Origin of the sequence: Bacteroides sp. 1001302B_160321_D4 (assembly GCF_015667765.1) — a bacterium.
Taxonomy (GTDB): domain Bacteria; phylum Bacteroidota; class Bacteroidia; order Bacteroidales; family Bacteroidaceae; genus Bacteroides; species Bacteroides xylanisolvens.
Window position 1 is genome coordinate 1 of sequence record NZ_JADPLO010000048.1, and the last position, 14,224, is coordinate 14,224.

Here is a 14,224-nt window from a genome sequence, read left to right on the forward strand (position 1 = left end):
TATGCCCTTTCAGGGCGCAAATTCAGATTGTCGTTTTTACGTAGGGCGTTGCCCTACGCTATATAATTAAGCCCTTTCAGGGCACTCCGCAAAATTATCATTTAGCTCATTTCCGTACCGAAATGAACTATAATGGATTACCGGCTTATGTAGTTAATCAAAACAAAAGAAATAAACGTTAAGCAATTTTAAAAAGACCACTTCTTTTTAGGAAAGACCTTCTAATGGCCTGTCTTTTATATGTATTTGTCGATACACAAGACTATACAAAATCAGGTAGAAAAAGTTTGAATCATTTTCTACCTCATAATAGAAGTTTATGATGAAAATATCAGTTATAAATATAAATAGTTGGCTAATTAATTACTATTTTTGACACGTAAATGAAAAACAGCGAATAACCCCTATTAAAAACTTAAAATATGATGAAGAAACTACTCACAGCCACTGCTATCGGCTTGGCTTTGTTAACTTGGCACACCAGTTGTACTCAACAACCAAAGGCTCCGGAAGCCTTTACTCCTATCAAAGTAGAAACTCCTGCCCGCCCTGCCGGACAAGAAGATGTAATCCAACTCGTTACTCCTAAAATTGATACCGTACGTGTTGGTTTCATCGGCTTAGGAATGCGTGGTCCCGGCGCCGTAGCACGCTGGACTCATATTCCGGGAACTAAGATTGTAGCGTTATGCGACCTGCTTCCCGAACGTGTTGAAAAATCACAAGAAATTTTGAAGAATGCCGGACTCCCTGCAGCTGCTTCTTACAGCGGAGAGGAAGATGCATGGAAAAAACTTTGCGAGCGGGATGATATTGATCTTGTATACATAGCTACAGACTGGAAGCATCATACTGCAATGGGTGTCTATGCCATGGAACATGGCAAGCATGTAGCCATCGAAGTTCCTGCCGCTATGACATTGGATGAAATCTGGCAGTTAATCAACACTTCTGAAAAGACCCGCAAGCATTGTATGCAGCTCGAAAACTGTGTATATGACTTCTTTGAACTGACTTCTTTAAATATGGCACAACAGGGCGTATTCGGAGAAGTGCTTCATGTAGAAGGTTCATATATCCACAACCTGGAAGATTTCTGGCCTGAATACTGGAACAACTGGCGAATGGATTATAATCACCTGCATCGCGGTGACGTATATGCGACTCACGGTATGGGCCCCGCTTGTCAGGTACTTAATATCCACCGTGGCGACCGTATGAAAACATTGGTATCTATGGATACGAAAGCTGTCAACGGACCGGCTTACATTAAGAAACAAACAGGAGAAGAAGTGACCGATTTCCAGAATGGTGACCAGACTTCGACCTTGATTCGCACAGAAAATGGCAAAACGATGCTGATCCAGCACAATGTAATGACACCCCGCCCATACAGCCGTATGTACCAGATAGTAGGAGCCGATGGTTATGCAAGCAAATATCCGATTGAAGAATATTGCCTGCGACCTACACAAGTTGATTCTAAAGATGTGCCTAATCATGAAAATCTGAATGCACATGGCTCTGTATCCGAAAATGTAAAGAAAGCCTTGATGGACAAATATAAAGATCCGATTCACATAGAGTTGGAAGAAACTGCCAAGAAAGTAGGCGGCCACGGTGGTATGGACTTTATCATGGACTACCGTCTGGCATATTGCCTGCAAAATGGATTACCATTAGATATGGACGTTTATGACCTGGCAGAGTGGTGTTGCATGGCCGAACTTACCAGACTTTCCATCGAAAACAATTCTGCTCCGGTAGAAGTCCCCGATTTCACTCGCGGCGGATGGAATAAAGTACAAGGCTATCGTCACGCTTTTGCAAAATAAAACTGAATATATCCTTTTAGCACGAACATAATGAACCAATCCGGCTTCTCCCCCAAAGCCGGATTATTCATGGGTTCGTGTTTGAACATTTTATAGATTATCATAATCACTTTTATGAAAACAGCTATTCCAAAACCTTCTAAGCAAAGCATTATCCGTGAAGCCAGAGATTATGTAATGATTGCCATCGGCATGATTTTGTATGGCATCGGTTGGACCGTTTTTCTACTTCCGAACGATATCACTACCGGGGGAGTACCGGGTATTGCTTCTATTGTATATTGGGCTACGGGTTTTCCCGTACAGTATACGTACTTCAGCATCAACTTCTTTTTATTGCTACTGGCTCTCAAATTGCTGGGGATAAAGTTTTGCATTAAAACTATTTTTGGAGTATTTACCCTCACCTTCTTTCTGTCCGTCATTCAAAAGCTGACAGCAGGTTTCGGACTCCTTCACGACCAGCCCTTTATGGCATGTGTCATTGGAGCATCCTTCTGTGGAGGTGGTATAGGGGTTGCTTTTTCGGCAAACGGAAGCACAGGAGGCACGGATATTATCGCAGCCATCATCAACAAATACCGGGACATCACATTAGGAAGAGTAGTACTCATCTGCGATATGATTATTATTTCTTCCAGTTATTTTGTCTTAAAAGACTGGGAAAAAGTGGTGTATGGGTTTGCAACTCTTTATATTTGTAGCTTCGTTCTCGACCAGGTAGTGAATAGTGCCCGCCAATCCGTACAGTTCTTTATCATATCCAATAAATATGAAGAAATAGGACGGCATATCAACGAATATCCACACCGGGGAGTTACGATTATCAATGCAACCGGCTTTTATACAGGACGAGAAGTAAAGATGATGTTCGTATTAGCCAAGAAGAGGGAATCGCCTATCATCTTCCGGTTGATTAAAGATATAGACCCGAATGCATTTGTGTCACAAAGTGCTGTCATCGGAGTTTATGGAGAAGGATTCGATCATATCAAAGTAAAATAGAAAAGAAATGAAAAACCAATATTGAGAAACATGAAATTTCGACCAACCCCCAATTTATTAACAGGCATTTTCATGGGAATATTTTCCCTGACAACATTTAATGTAATGGCTGAAAAAGCCGTGAAACCCTATTGGCAGGATGTGCAGGTAGTTGAAGTCAACAAAGAGTATCCACGCACTTCTTTTATGACATACAACAATCGCGCTGATGCCTTGAGTGGCAAGTTCGAACGAAGCAAGTATTACCGCTTGCTGAACGGAACCTGGAAATTCTACTTTGTAGACTCTTACAAAAAGCTTCCCGACAACATTACTGACCCGAATACGAATACAGATTCGTGGAATGATATTCAGGTACCCGGCAACTGGGAAGTACAAGGACACGGAATAGCCATCTACACCAATCATGGTTATGAATTCAAGCCACGCAATCCGCAACCTCCGGCTCTTCCCGAAGCGAATCCGGTGGGAGTTTACCGTCGGGATATCGATATTCCGGCAGATTGGGACGGACGGGATATCTACCTGCATCTGGCAGGAGCCAAGTCCGGCGTATATGTATATATCAACGGGCAAGAAGTTGGATATAGCGAAGACTCCAAAAATCCGGCAGAGTTTCTTATTAACAACTATGTGAAGCCCGGCAAAAACGTGCTTACCGTTAAAATCTTCCGTTGGAGCACTGGTTCCTATCTGGAATGTCAGGACTTCTGGCGCATGAGCGGTATTGAACGCGATGTTTATCTGTATTCACAACCTAAAGCAGCCCTCAAAGATTTCCGGGTGAAGTCTACCCTGGATGACAGCTACAAGAATGGAATCTTCAGCTTGAATGTCGATTTGAGAAATCACGAGAAGGTAGCAACTAATCTCACATTAGTTTATGAGCTATTGGATGCACAGGGAAAAGTAATCTCTACTGAAGAGAAGACCGCCTATATCCCATCGGACGAAGTACGTACACTTTCTTTCGATAAGAAACTGGCAGATGTCAATACATGGACATCCGAACATCCGAATCTGTACAAACTACTGATGACCGTCAAAGAGAATGGCAAAATAAATGAGATTATTCCTTTTAATGTAGGATTCCGCCGTATTGAAATCAAACCTATCGAACAAAAAGCTGCTAACGGAAAACCATACGTTTGCCTGTTCATCAATGGTCAGCCACTAAAACTGAAAGGGGTAAATATCCACGAACACAACCCGTCAACAGGTCATTATGTAACAGAAGAGTTAATGCGTCGTGACTTCGAGCTTATGAAGCAACATAACCTGAACAGCGTACGCCTTTGCCACTATCCGCAAGACCGCCGTTTCTACGAACTTTGCGATGAATACGGTCTTTATGTGTACGATGAAGCCAATGTCGAAAGCCACGGAATGTATTACGATCTTCGGAAGGGCGGGTCATTGGGTAACAATCCCGAATGGCTGAAACCACACATGGACCGTACCATCAATATGTTCGAACGCAACAAGAACTATCCGAGCGTCACCTTCTGGTCGTTGGGAAATGAAGCCGGAAACGGATATAATTTCTATCAGACTTACTTGTGGCTGAAAGAGGCTGACAAAGAGCTGATGAATCGTCCGGTCAACTATGAGCGTGCTCAATGGGAATGGAACTCCGATATGTATGTTCCGCAATATCCGGGTGCCGACTGGCTGGAAAATACAGGAAAGAACGGCAGCGACCGTCCTGTAGCTCCTTCCGAATATGCACACGCAATGGGAAACTCCACCGGAAACCTGTGGGGACAATGGCAGGCGATTTACAAATATCCGAACCTCCAGGGTGGATATATCTGGGACTGGGTAGACCAAGGTCTTCTCCAGAAAGATGAGAATGGAAGAGAATACTGGGCTTACGGAGGTGACTTCGGTGTAGACGCGCCGAGCGATGGCAACTTCCTCTGCAACGGTCTTGTCAATCCGGATCGTGGTCCGCATCCGGCAATGGCTGAAGTGAAATATGTACATCAGAATGTAGGCTTTGAGGCAGTAGATGCCGCTGCCGGTATATTCAAAATCACCAACCGTTTCTATTTCACCAATCTGAAAAAGTATCAGATTCACTATAACGTACTCGCTAACGGAAAGACTATAAAAGGTGGAAAAGTATCTTTGGATATTGCTCCGCAGGCATCCAAAGAATTCACCGTACCGGTAAACGGCTTGAAAGCCCAACCGGGAGTGGAATATTTTGTAAACTTCAGCGTAACAACCACAGAACCTGAACCGTTGATTCCAACAGGATATGAAATAGCATACGACCAGTTCCAGCTTCCTATCCAGGCAGAGAAAGCTATTTATAAAGCAAACGGTCCGGCACTGAAAACAACGACTCAAGGAGATGAGCTAATCGTTTCTTCTTCCAAAGTGAACTTTGTATTCAATAAGAATAGCGGATTGGTTACCTCGTATAAAGTGGACGGCACAGAATATTTCAAAGACGGATTTGGTATTCAGCCTAACTTCTGGCGTGCTCCTAATGATAATGATTATGGTAATGGCGCTCCTAAACGTTTACAGGTATGGAAGCAATCAAGCAAAAACTTCCACGTAACGGATGCAACCATGACAACAGAGAATAAGGTAGTTTCCTTAAATGTGACCTACTTATTGGCTGCCGGCAACTTGTATGTTGTCACATACAAAATCTATCCGAACGGAGTAGTCAATGTAAATGCCAAATTCACGTCAACAGATATGCAGGCAACAGAAACTGAAGTTTCCGAAGCTACCCGCATGGCTACGTTTACTCCCGGAAGTGACGCTGCCCGCAAGGCCGCTTCCAAACTGGAAGTTCCCCGTATCGGTGTTCGTTTCCGCTTGCCGGCACAGATGAACAATGTACAATACTTTGGCCGTGGTCCGGAAGAGAACTATATCGACCGTAATCATGGAACACTCGTTGGCGTATATAAGACAACAGCAGATAAAATGTACTTCAACTATGTACGTCCACAGGAAAACGGACATCACACCGATACCCGTTGGATCGCTTTATCTCCCGCCAAAGGAAACGGCCTGGTTTTGGTAGCCGACAGTACGATCGGTTTCAATGCCTTGCGCAACTCTATCGAAGACTTTGACTCTGAAGAGGCTCTGCCCCACCCTTACCAATGGAATAACTTTAGCCCGGAAGAAGTAGCCAATCATGATGAGAATGCCGCCCGTAATGTATTGCGGAGAATGCATCATGTTAATGACATCGTTCCGAGAGAATTCGTAGAGGTTTGTGTGGACATGAAGCAACAAGGTGTAGGCGGATATGACAGTTGGGGTGCACGCCCGGAACCTTTCCACCAAATCCCGGCTAATCGTGATTACCATTGGGGCTTCACATTAGTACCTGTTCGCTCGGCTAATCAGGCCAACGAAGCGGCTAAATACGATTATCGATAACCTTAGTATAAATTTTTAAAGAAAAAACCCATGAAAGATTTATCTAGCATTGTAGCTAAATTTAAAGTCCAAGGTACGATAGAAGAAATCAAACCTTTGGGTACAGGACTTATTAACGACACTTACAAAGTAAACACCAAAGAAGCAGATGCTCCCGACTACGTTCTGCAACGCATCAATCATGCCATTTTTCAGAATGTAGAGATGCTTCAATCCAATATTACCGCTGTCACCAATCATATTCGCAAGAAACTAACGGAGGCAGAAGAATCGGATATAGAGCGCAAGGTTTTGAGTTTCCTCGAAACAGAAGAGGGGAAAGCATATTGGTTCGACGGTGATAGCTACTGGCGTGTGATGGTATTCATCCCACGCGCCAAAACGTATGAGACGGTGAATCCCGAATATTCAAATTATGCTGGAGAAGCTTTTGGTAACTTCCAGGCTATGTTGGCCGATATTCCGGAAACATTGGGTGAAACCATACCTGACTTCCACAATATGGAGTTCCGCCTCAAACAACTACGTGAAGCCGTTGCGAAAGATGCTGCCGGACGGGTATCGGAAGTGAAATACTATCTGGACGAAATAGAGAAGCGTGCAGATGAAATGTGTAAAGCAGAACGTTTATATCGTGAAGGAAAACTCCCCAAACGTGTTTGCCACTGCGATACGAAAGTGAATAACATGATGTTCGACGAGGATGGCAAAGTGCTTTGTGTCATCGACCTGGATACGGTAATGCCCAGCTTTGTCTTCTCCGATTATGGCGATTTCCTTCGTACAGGCGCCAACACGGGTGATGAGGATGATAAAGACCTTGATCGTGTAAACTTCAATATGGAAATATTCAAAGCGTTTACCAAAGGCTATCTGAAAGGAGCCAAATCATTCCTGACTCCAATTGAGATAGAGAATCTCCCTTATGCAGCCGCTTTATTCCCATACATGCAGTGTGTACGGTTCTTGGCAGACTATATCAATGGAGATACTTATTATAAAATCAAATATCCGGAGCATAATTTGGTTCGTACTAAAGCACAATTCAAACTGCTTCAAAGCGTGGAAGCCAACACACCGGAAATGATCGCATTCATCAACGATTGCTTAAAGAGTTGAGAATAGAGGAAAAAAGAGAATGGAGAATTATCTATTTGGTAAAAGCTCCATTCTTCCAATGATAAACAATCGGACGGCGGAGAAACGGTTTCAGTTTCTCTGCCGTTTCTGTTGACATATAATCAGGAGTAGCCAATGTAACAGTCAATTCTGTATTTTCTTTATTAAAATCGGCTTTCATCAATAATATATCTGCCGAACGGCGTGCCTCGTCAAACTCATAAACACCTGCTGAATCCGGCGCATTCAGAAAGTCGCCCATCACAGGAAGGGTAATAAAGAGAGATGTTGTAAGCGGTTTCCAGTCATCTGTATAGAAACGGATGCTGCTGTCGCAGGCAGGTGCACAAGCTGTAGAGACTGTACAGATCACGTTTGTCGAGTCATTCAAAGCCAACACTTTCATCTGCCAGGTAGATTGAGAAGACATCTGCATACGGATATAATCTTTACTTAGATCAGTCATCTCCGACTTCTTGCCGAAACGATTCTCTACTTGCGCTTTCATCTTACTTTCCAGAAAGTCAATACAATCTTCCCGGTTTACTTTGGTTAGTAACGGGCTTAGAGAATCCGGCATATTCACAAACAGCGTTTTGGCTTCTTGTGCCCAAAGAGCGGTCGAAGCAAAGAGTCCGACAGCAGAAAAGAATATAGTGATTACAAATTTATTTATTTTCATATCTATCTTATTTAACCTGTGACAAACAGATTTTGTGTAACTGTTTTAATTTTTAGACCCCAAATATAAGAATATCATTCCGATTAACACCAGTATAAGGTCAATCGCTTTGCTTTTTAAATTCTTTTCACGGAAGAGAAGCGCACCGAAAGTGAAAGAGACTACTACACTTCCCCGACGGACCATCGAAACAATGGAAATCATGGAATCGTCATAGCTCAATGCGTAAAAGTAAACGAAATCAGCAGCCGAAAGGAAGATAGAAATCAGGATAATCGTCCAGTCCCAGCGAAACGGGGTGGTAGACTTTCTTTTAGGCCACCAAAGCAATAACAGAATAGGACACATAATAAACACCTGATAAACATTATACCAGGATTGTACCAGCATCGGATTCAGAGACTTCATCAGATACTTGTCATATAATCCGCTGATAGCACCTGTAATGGCAGCCAACACAATAAAGAATATCCATTTGTTATGTTTAAAATCAATTCCTTCTTTCTTCCCCGAACGACTTAACATAAAGAAAGAGACAATGGCCAGCATTACCCCAATCCATTGATAGAGATTCAACCGTTCGCCAAATACCAGCATCGCTCCCACAAGCACCATCACCGGACGAGTGGCGTTGATAGGTCCTACTATGGTTAAAGGCAGATGTTTCATTCCGAAATATCCGAATATCCACGAAGACAACACGATGAACGACTTGATGATGATATATTTATGCTGTTCCCAACCAACAACGGGAACATTAAATATCGTTCCTCCCAACAGGTCCGGTTTATATACGGATATCAGGATAAACGGCAGAAAGATGAGACTGGAAAAAAATGTATTTAGAAACAAAACGGGAAGTACCGCATTATCTTTCAACGATTTCTTCTTGAATACATCATAAAAGCCCAGCAAAGTAGCCGAGAGAAATGCTAATAATAACCACATGAGAATATTTATTATTTATTATTCAAATATACTTTCGGGATATTCCACATTTACCAGAAACAGGGCTTGCCCCGGAGCAGATGTCCCGGCTTTGCAACGGTCTTGTTGTTCGATAACCCGCCGGAAGCCTTCAACAGTAAGTTTCCCTCGTCCCACTTCAATCAGCGTACCTACGATAGCTCGCACCATATTTCGCAGGAAACGGTCGGCACGGATGGTAAACACCCAAGTAGCATCATCTTCCTGCGTCCATTCGGCATGAGTAATATGGCAGATATTGGTCTTTACATCTGTATGAAGTTTGCTGAAGCTCGTAAAGTCAGTATACTCAAAAAGGGTACGTGCAGCTTCGTTCATGAGTGCATAATCCAACTGATTATAAACTCGCCAACGATATTGCCGGTTAAAAGGATATTTCGATGTCGTTACATAATACTTGTAAGTTCGCGCAGTCGCATCAAAGCGGGCATGCGCATCCGGCCGGACCCGGCAAACACGATAAATGGAAATATCGGGAGGTAACAAACGGTTTAATTTATCGGCAACTGATATTTCATCCAACGGCTCATCGAAGTCAAAATGAGCAACCATCAGGGAAGCATGTACCCCGGCATCTGTCCGACCTGCCCCTATTACTTCAATTTCGCGACGCAGAAAGGTAGACAATGCTTTCATCAGACATTCCTGCACACTAATCCCATTCGGTTGAATTTGCCAACCATGATAGTTGGTCCCGTCGTAAGCCAAATAAATAAAATACCTTTGCACGCTAATTCCTCATTTTAGGGTTTTCGCGCGCAAAATTAATCATTTTATCTCATTTATCTTTGTATAATTCACATAAACCTGTATATTTACAGAACAAAATAATCATGATTTACTAATACCCCACAATTATGAGTAGTACCATTTTCCTCATCATCGCCCTCGTCACGACAGGCATCTTTCTTATTCAATTCGTATTATCCATCTTTTTCGGAGATATAGATGCAGATGTAGACGTGGATGCTGATATCAGTAGCGTAGTTTCTTTTAAAGGACTTACCCATTTCGGAATTGGATTCGGATGGTACATGTATCTGGCGGGAAACACGGAAATTCAAAGTTACATAATCGGTATTCTAGTGGGTCTTTTCTTTGTTTTTGCCGTCTGGTTCCTCTATAAGAAAGCTTATCAACTGCAACAAGTGAACCACAACGAGCAGACCGATCAGCTTGTGGGACGGGAATGTGTGATCTATTTCAAACAAAGCGACAGCAAATATACTGTACAGACCACCCGGGACGGAGCCATGCGCGAAGTAGACGTCATCTCCGAATCCGGAAAAGCATATCAGACTGGCGACAGAACAATGATTACCAGCTACAAAGACGGAACGCTATTCATTCAATAATTATTCAAATACACAATTTTATGACACAAGAAATGTTAATCATGGCTGCTATACTAGTGGCAGTCATCCTACTCACTTTTATTGGTATCCTTTCGCGTTACCGCAAATGTAAGAGTGATGAAGTCCTCGTTGTATATGGTAAAACGGGAGGAGATAAGAAGTCGGCAAAGCTATATCATGGTGGTGCGGCTTTTGTATGGCCGATTATTCAGGGATATGAATTCCTGTCCATGAAACCAATGCAGATCGAATGTAAACTGACCGGTGCATTATCCGCTCAAAACATTCGTGTAGACGTGCCGACTACAATCACTGTAGCTATCAGCACCGATCCTGAAGTGATGCAAAACGCTGCTGAACGTATGCTGGGATTAACAATGGATGACAAGCAGAACTTAATTACTGATGTTGTATATGGTCAGATGCGTATGGTGATCGCCGATATGACTATCGAAGAATTAAATTCAGACCGAGATAAGTTCCTGGCTAAAGTGAAAGATAACATCGATACCGAACTTCGCAAATTCGGTTTGTATCTGATGAACATTAACATCAGTGACATTCGCGACGCTGCCAACTACATTGTCAACTTAGGTAAGGAAGCTGAAAGTAAAGCACTGAACGAAGCACAGGCTAACATCGAAGAACAGGAAAAGCTGGGTGCTATCAAAATTGCCAATCAGATAAAGGAACGTGAAACGAAAGTAGCAGAAACCCGCAAAGATCAGGATATTGCTATTGCAGAAACAAAGAAACAACAGGAAATCTCTGTTGCAAATGCGGATAAGGACAGAATCTCGCAAGTAGCCATCGCCAACGCGGAAAAAGAATCGCAAGTAGCAAAGGCTGAAGCTGAAAAGAATATCCGAATCGAGCAGGCAAATACCGAAAAGGAAAGCCGCGTTGCCGAACTGAATTCCGACATGGAAATCAAACAGGCGGAAGCTGCAAAGAAAGCTGCCATCGGACGAAATGACGCACAGAAAGAGGTAGCACTTTCCAATGCAGAACTAGCTGTAACACAAGCCAATGCCGACAAACAAGCCGGTGAAGCTGCCGCGAAATCGGAAGCTGCTGTACAGACTGCACGCGAAATTGCGCAAAAGGAAGTGGAAGAAGCTAAGGCACGGAAAGTGGAATCTTCATTGAAGGCTGAAAAGATTGTTCCTGCGGAAATCGCCAGACAGGAAGCTATTCTTCAGGCAAATGCCATCGCTGAAAAGATTACCCGCGAAGCGGAAGCACGCGCAAAGGCTACTTTAGCACAAGCCGAAGCGGAAGCAAAAGCTATCCAAATGAAACTGGAAGCAGAAGCGGAAGGTAAGAAACGGTCATTACTTGCGGAAGCGGAAGGTTTCGAAGCAATGGTAAGAGCGGCCGAATCGAATCCGGCTATCGCTATCCAATATAAGATGGTAGACCAGTGGAAGGAAATCGCCGGCGAACAGGTGAAGGCATTCGAACACATGAACTTAGGAAATATCACCGTATTCGACGGAGGAAATGGTGGAACTAGTAATTTCCTGAATACATTAGTAAAGACAGTAGCTCCGAGCCTTGGCGTATTAGACAAACTTCCTATCGGTGAAACAGTGAAAGGTATTATCAATCCGGAAAGCAAAACGGAGGAAAAGCCTGCAACCAAAGCTGATGGAGAAAAAAGATAAGAAATAGTTGTAATCCGACATAATATACGCTGATGAGAAAAGAATGATCGCTTGTTCTCATCAGCGTTTGTTTTTTTATATAATTCAAATAAATCTTTGAATATTCCAGATTTATTACGTTCTTTGTGTTACATAAAATATGTAACGTAAAACATGTAATAAGTCATGAAGCCATATCGCTCATTCTTTGTATACAGTCACAATAATCCTGGAATGTCACCTATTTCGGTCAGCTCCGCTTAGGCACTAGAAATGATTTTTCGAAATCATTTCTCATATTCTCATACTTTACAAGATAATCACCTATAATTCAAAATATTAACACTATGAGAAATACTTTCCAAAAAAGGTGTTTCTCATAGTATTTTGCCTGAAATGCCATAAAAAGCAGGCATTTCTCATACCTTCATCATGCATTTCTCATACCGGGACTGCTATATAATACCTATCTAATCAATGTCAACCCAACCCGAAGATAAGGGAAAAAGGTAGTCAACTATTATCAGGGGATTACAGAATCAGATAGTCCCACATATTGTGGGAAAAGATTCCCTAGCTGGTGGGAATTTATTCCCTCATTTTGTGGGAACAAATTCCCATAATATGAGGGAATACTTTCCCACAATATATGGGACTAATGGAACTAACGGATATACTTACCCAAGATCATAGTATTCTACATATTCGTCAAATTGAGGCATTTCGGTAATTCCCCGCCTGCGGAAAAGTCCCTGTATGTATTCCTGCTCCTTCGGTTTAATCAGCCGTTCCTTGTTGCAACAACGGTAATAGATCGTTTTGCCGAAGTAGGCCATCATCTGTCGTTTGATAACGGTGGCATCAGCAAGCGGCACCTGGTCCAGCAAATGTTTCATACCCCGTGCAAAGAGCACCGGCTTTTCATCAATAAAGTAAGTACAGTCCCCACCATCGGAAGCGATATGTTCGGGATTAATAACCATTACAGTAGCCCGCTCTTTCGGCATTCGGAGAGTTACTTGTCGTCGCAGACATTTGTCCGCACGCAAACAATGTCCATTCAAGCAATGAGCGAAGCTAACGGGCATAGAATTGTAATCGAAATCTGTTTTCATGTGTGTTATGTTTAGTGGAAAAGTGGCCTATTTTTATAAACCGCTACAAATGTATGAAAATAGCTGGAGGACAAGAAATAAATACACTATTTACTTCAACACATTGATAAAATCTTTATATTTGCCTCCAACATCAATACAGGAACTTATAAAACTATATCTCTCCTGCAAAACTATAAAACAGAATAATCATGAAGACAAAACATTTACCTGGAGCACTACTGTCATTTCTCTATACAATTATCTTTTTTAGCTGTGGAAATAACGATGAAAAAAAGATATATTCTTTATCCTTCGAAAAAGAGTATTACGAACGACCTTTGTTAGGAACAACCAATATCACCATCACAGGTGGAAACAGGGACTACACCGTAACTGTAGAAAAAACTGACATTTTAAATATAGATGTAGATTTGTCCAGTTCGATAGGAATGGGAAGCTTAAGGGTCACCCCAAAAAAGAAAGGAGAAACAAAGGTGAAAGTAAAAGATAATATCACCAACGAAACAGTTGATTTAAGAATTAAAATAACAGACAGCTATTTGGCGTACGCTATAGAAAAAAGTAATCATCCGGCACTTTCCAATGGCACTGTAGTTTATCTGATTAACAATGAAGCTAAAGAATGCTATTTTTTCCGTTATATTGAGTTTAGAGACGAACTATCTCACACTCCAATAGCAAAAGGAACATACGACTTTTTCACCAAGTTAGAAAGCGGTTCCGGCAACTCGTCTCCTACATACGCCATACCTTATTTAACATTAAATTATACATCTGACGAACAAGAAAATTTCACGGATGCATCAGTTCCCCCCCACCCCTCACAAATTAAGATTTGAGCTATACGATGGGGTTACGAGTGCAAATGCTGTCCTAAATCTTATATCAAGATTTCTAGGTGTAGATTGGAAAGAACTTGTAGAAAAAGCTCTTACCAGAAGCGAACATACAATAGTACCCACACTAAAAACAACAATTGACAATACAGATTATACCATAATAGGTATATTAAATACCTATCCTGAAATACCAGAGAATATTTTGGAATAACCTCAAAAGTATG

The 14,224-nt window shown here is 42.1% G+C and carries 10 protein-coding genes and 1 pseudogene; 7 read left to right on the top strand and 4 right to left on the bottom strand.

Going from position 1 to position 14,224, the window contains the following annotated elements:
* The first annotated feature begins 425 nt into the window (after positions 1-425).
* From KFO40_RS17500 to KFO40_RS17515, 4 genes are all read left to right on the top strand, one after another.
* Positions 426-1,835: a Gfo/Idh/MocA family protein gene (locus KFO40_RS17500; RefSeq protein ID WP_211146658.1), complete on the top strand. Its 1,410-nt coding sequence runs from the start codon at positions 426-428 to the stop codon at positions 1,833-1,835.
* 114 nt (positions 1,836-1,949) lie between these two features.
* Positions 1,950-2,840 (top strand): YitT family protein, encoded by an 891-nt coding sequence (locus KFO40_RS17505; RefSeq protein ID WP_121960001.1) that lies wholly within the window; start codon positions 1,950-1,952, stop codon positions 2,838-2,840.
* Positions 2,841-2,912: 72 nt separating this feature from the next.
* Complete coding sequence (locus tag KFO40_RS17510; protein ID WP_211146644.1) at positions 2,913-6,254, top strand: glycoside hydrolase family 2 TIM barrel-domain containing protein; 3,342 nt, start codon at positions 2,913-2,915, stop codon at positions 6,252-6,254.
* A 30-nt stretch (positions 6,255-6,284) separates the two neighbouring features.
* Positions 6,285-7,373 carry a phosphotransferase enzyme family protein gene (locus KFO40_RS17515; RefSeq protein ID WP_087318804.1) on the top strand — a complete coding sequence of 363 codons (1,089 nt, stop codon included), beginning with the start codon at positions 6,285-6,287 and terminating at the stop codon, positions 7,371-7,373.
* Positions 7,374-7,404: 31 nt separating this feature from the next.
* Here KFO40_RS17515 and KFO40_RS17520 read toward each other — a convergent pair whose 3' ends face one another.
* The 3 genes from KFO40_RS17520 to truA are packed head-to-tail and all read right to left on the bottom strand — an operon-like array spanning position 7,405 to position 9,771.
* Entirely contained in the window at positions 7,405-8,055 is a 651-nt protein-coding gene (locus KFO40_RS17520; RefSeq protein WP_211146645.1) for a DUF3256 family protein, read from the bottom strand.
* A gap of 45 nt (positions 8,056-8,100) precedes the next feature.
* Positions 8,101-9,003, bottom strand: a complete 903-nt coding sequence (locus KFO40_RS17525) for a DMT family transporter (RefSeq protein WP_008020829.1) — start codon at positions 9,001-9,003, stop codon at positions 8,101-8,103.
* Between the two features lie 18 nt (positions 9,004-9,021).
* A complete protein-coding gene (truA, locus tag KFO40_RS17530) occupies positions 9,022-9,771 on the bottom strand; it encodes a tRNA pseudouridine(38-40) synthase TruA (RefSeq protein ID WP_008020828.1) in 750 nt (249 codons plus the stop codon).
* 128 nt (positions 9,772-9,899) lie between these two features.
* Between truA and KFO40_RS17535 the strand changes: the two genes are divergently transcribed.
* A complete protein-coding gene (locus KFO40_RS17535; RefSeq protein WP_008020827.1) occupies positions 9,900-10,397 on the top strand; it encodes a hypothetical protein in 498 nt (165 codons plus the stop codon).
* Positions 10,398-10,417: 20 nt separating this feature from the next.
* Positions 10,418-12,064, top strand: a complete 1,647-nt coding sequence (locus KFO40_RS17540; RefSeq protein WP_087323849.1) for a flotillin family protein — start codon at positions 10,418-10,420, stop codon at positions 12,062-12,064.
* Between the two features lie 656 nt (positions 12,065-12,720).
* Here KFO40_RS17540 and KFO40_RS17545 read toward each other — a convergent pair.
* Positions 12,721-13,158, bottom strand: a complete 438-nt coding sequence (locus KFO40_RS17545) for a DUF6078 family protein (RefSeq protein ID WP_211146646.1) — start codon at positions 13,156-13,158, stop codon at positions 12,721-12,723.
* Between the two features lie 191 nt (positions 13,159-13,349).
* On the opposite strand from KFO40_RS17545, the pseudogene KFO40_RS17550 reads away from it, so the two are divergent.
* Positions 13,350-14,211: pseudogene (locus tag KFO40_RS17550) on the top strand (hypothetical protein).
* Positions 14,212-14,224: the final 13 nt, after the last annotated feature.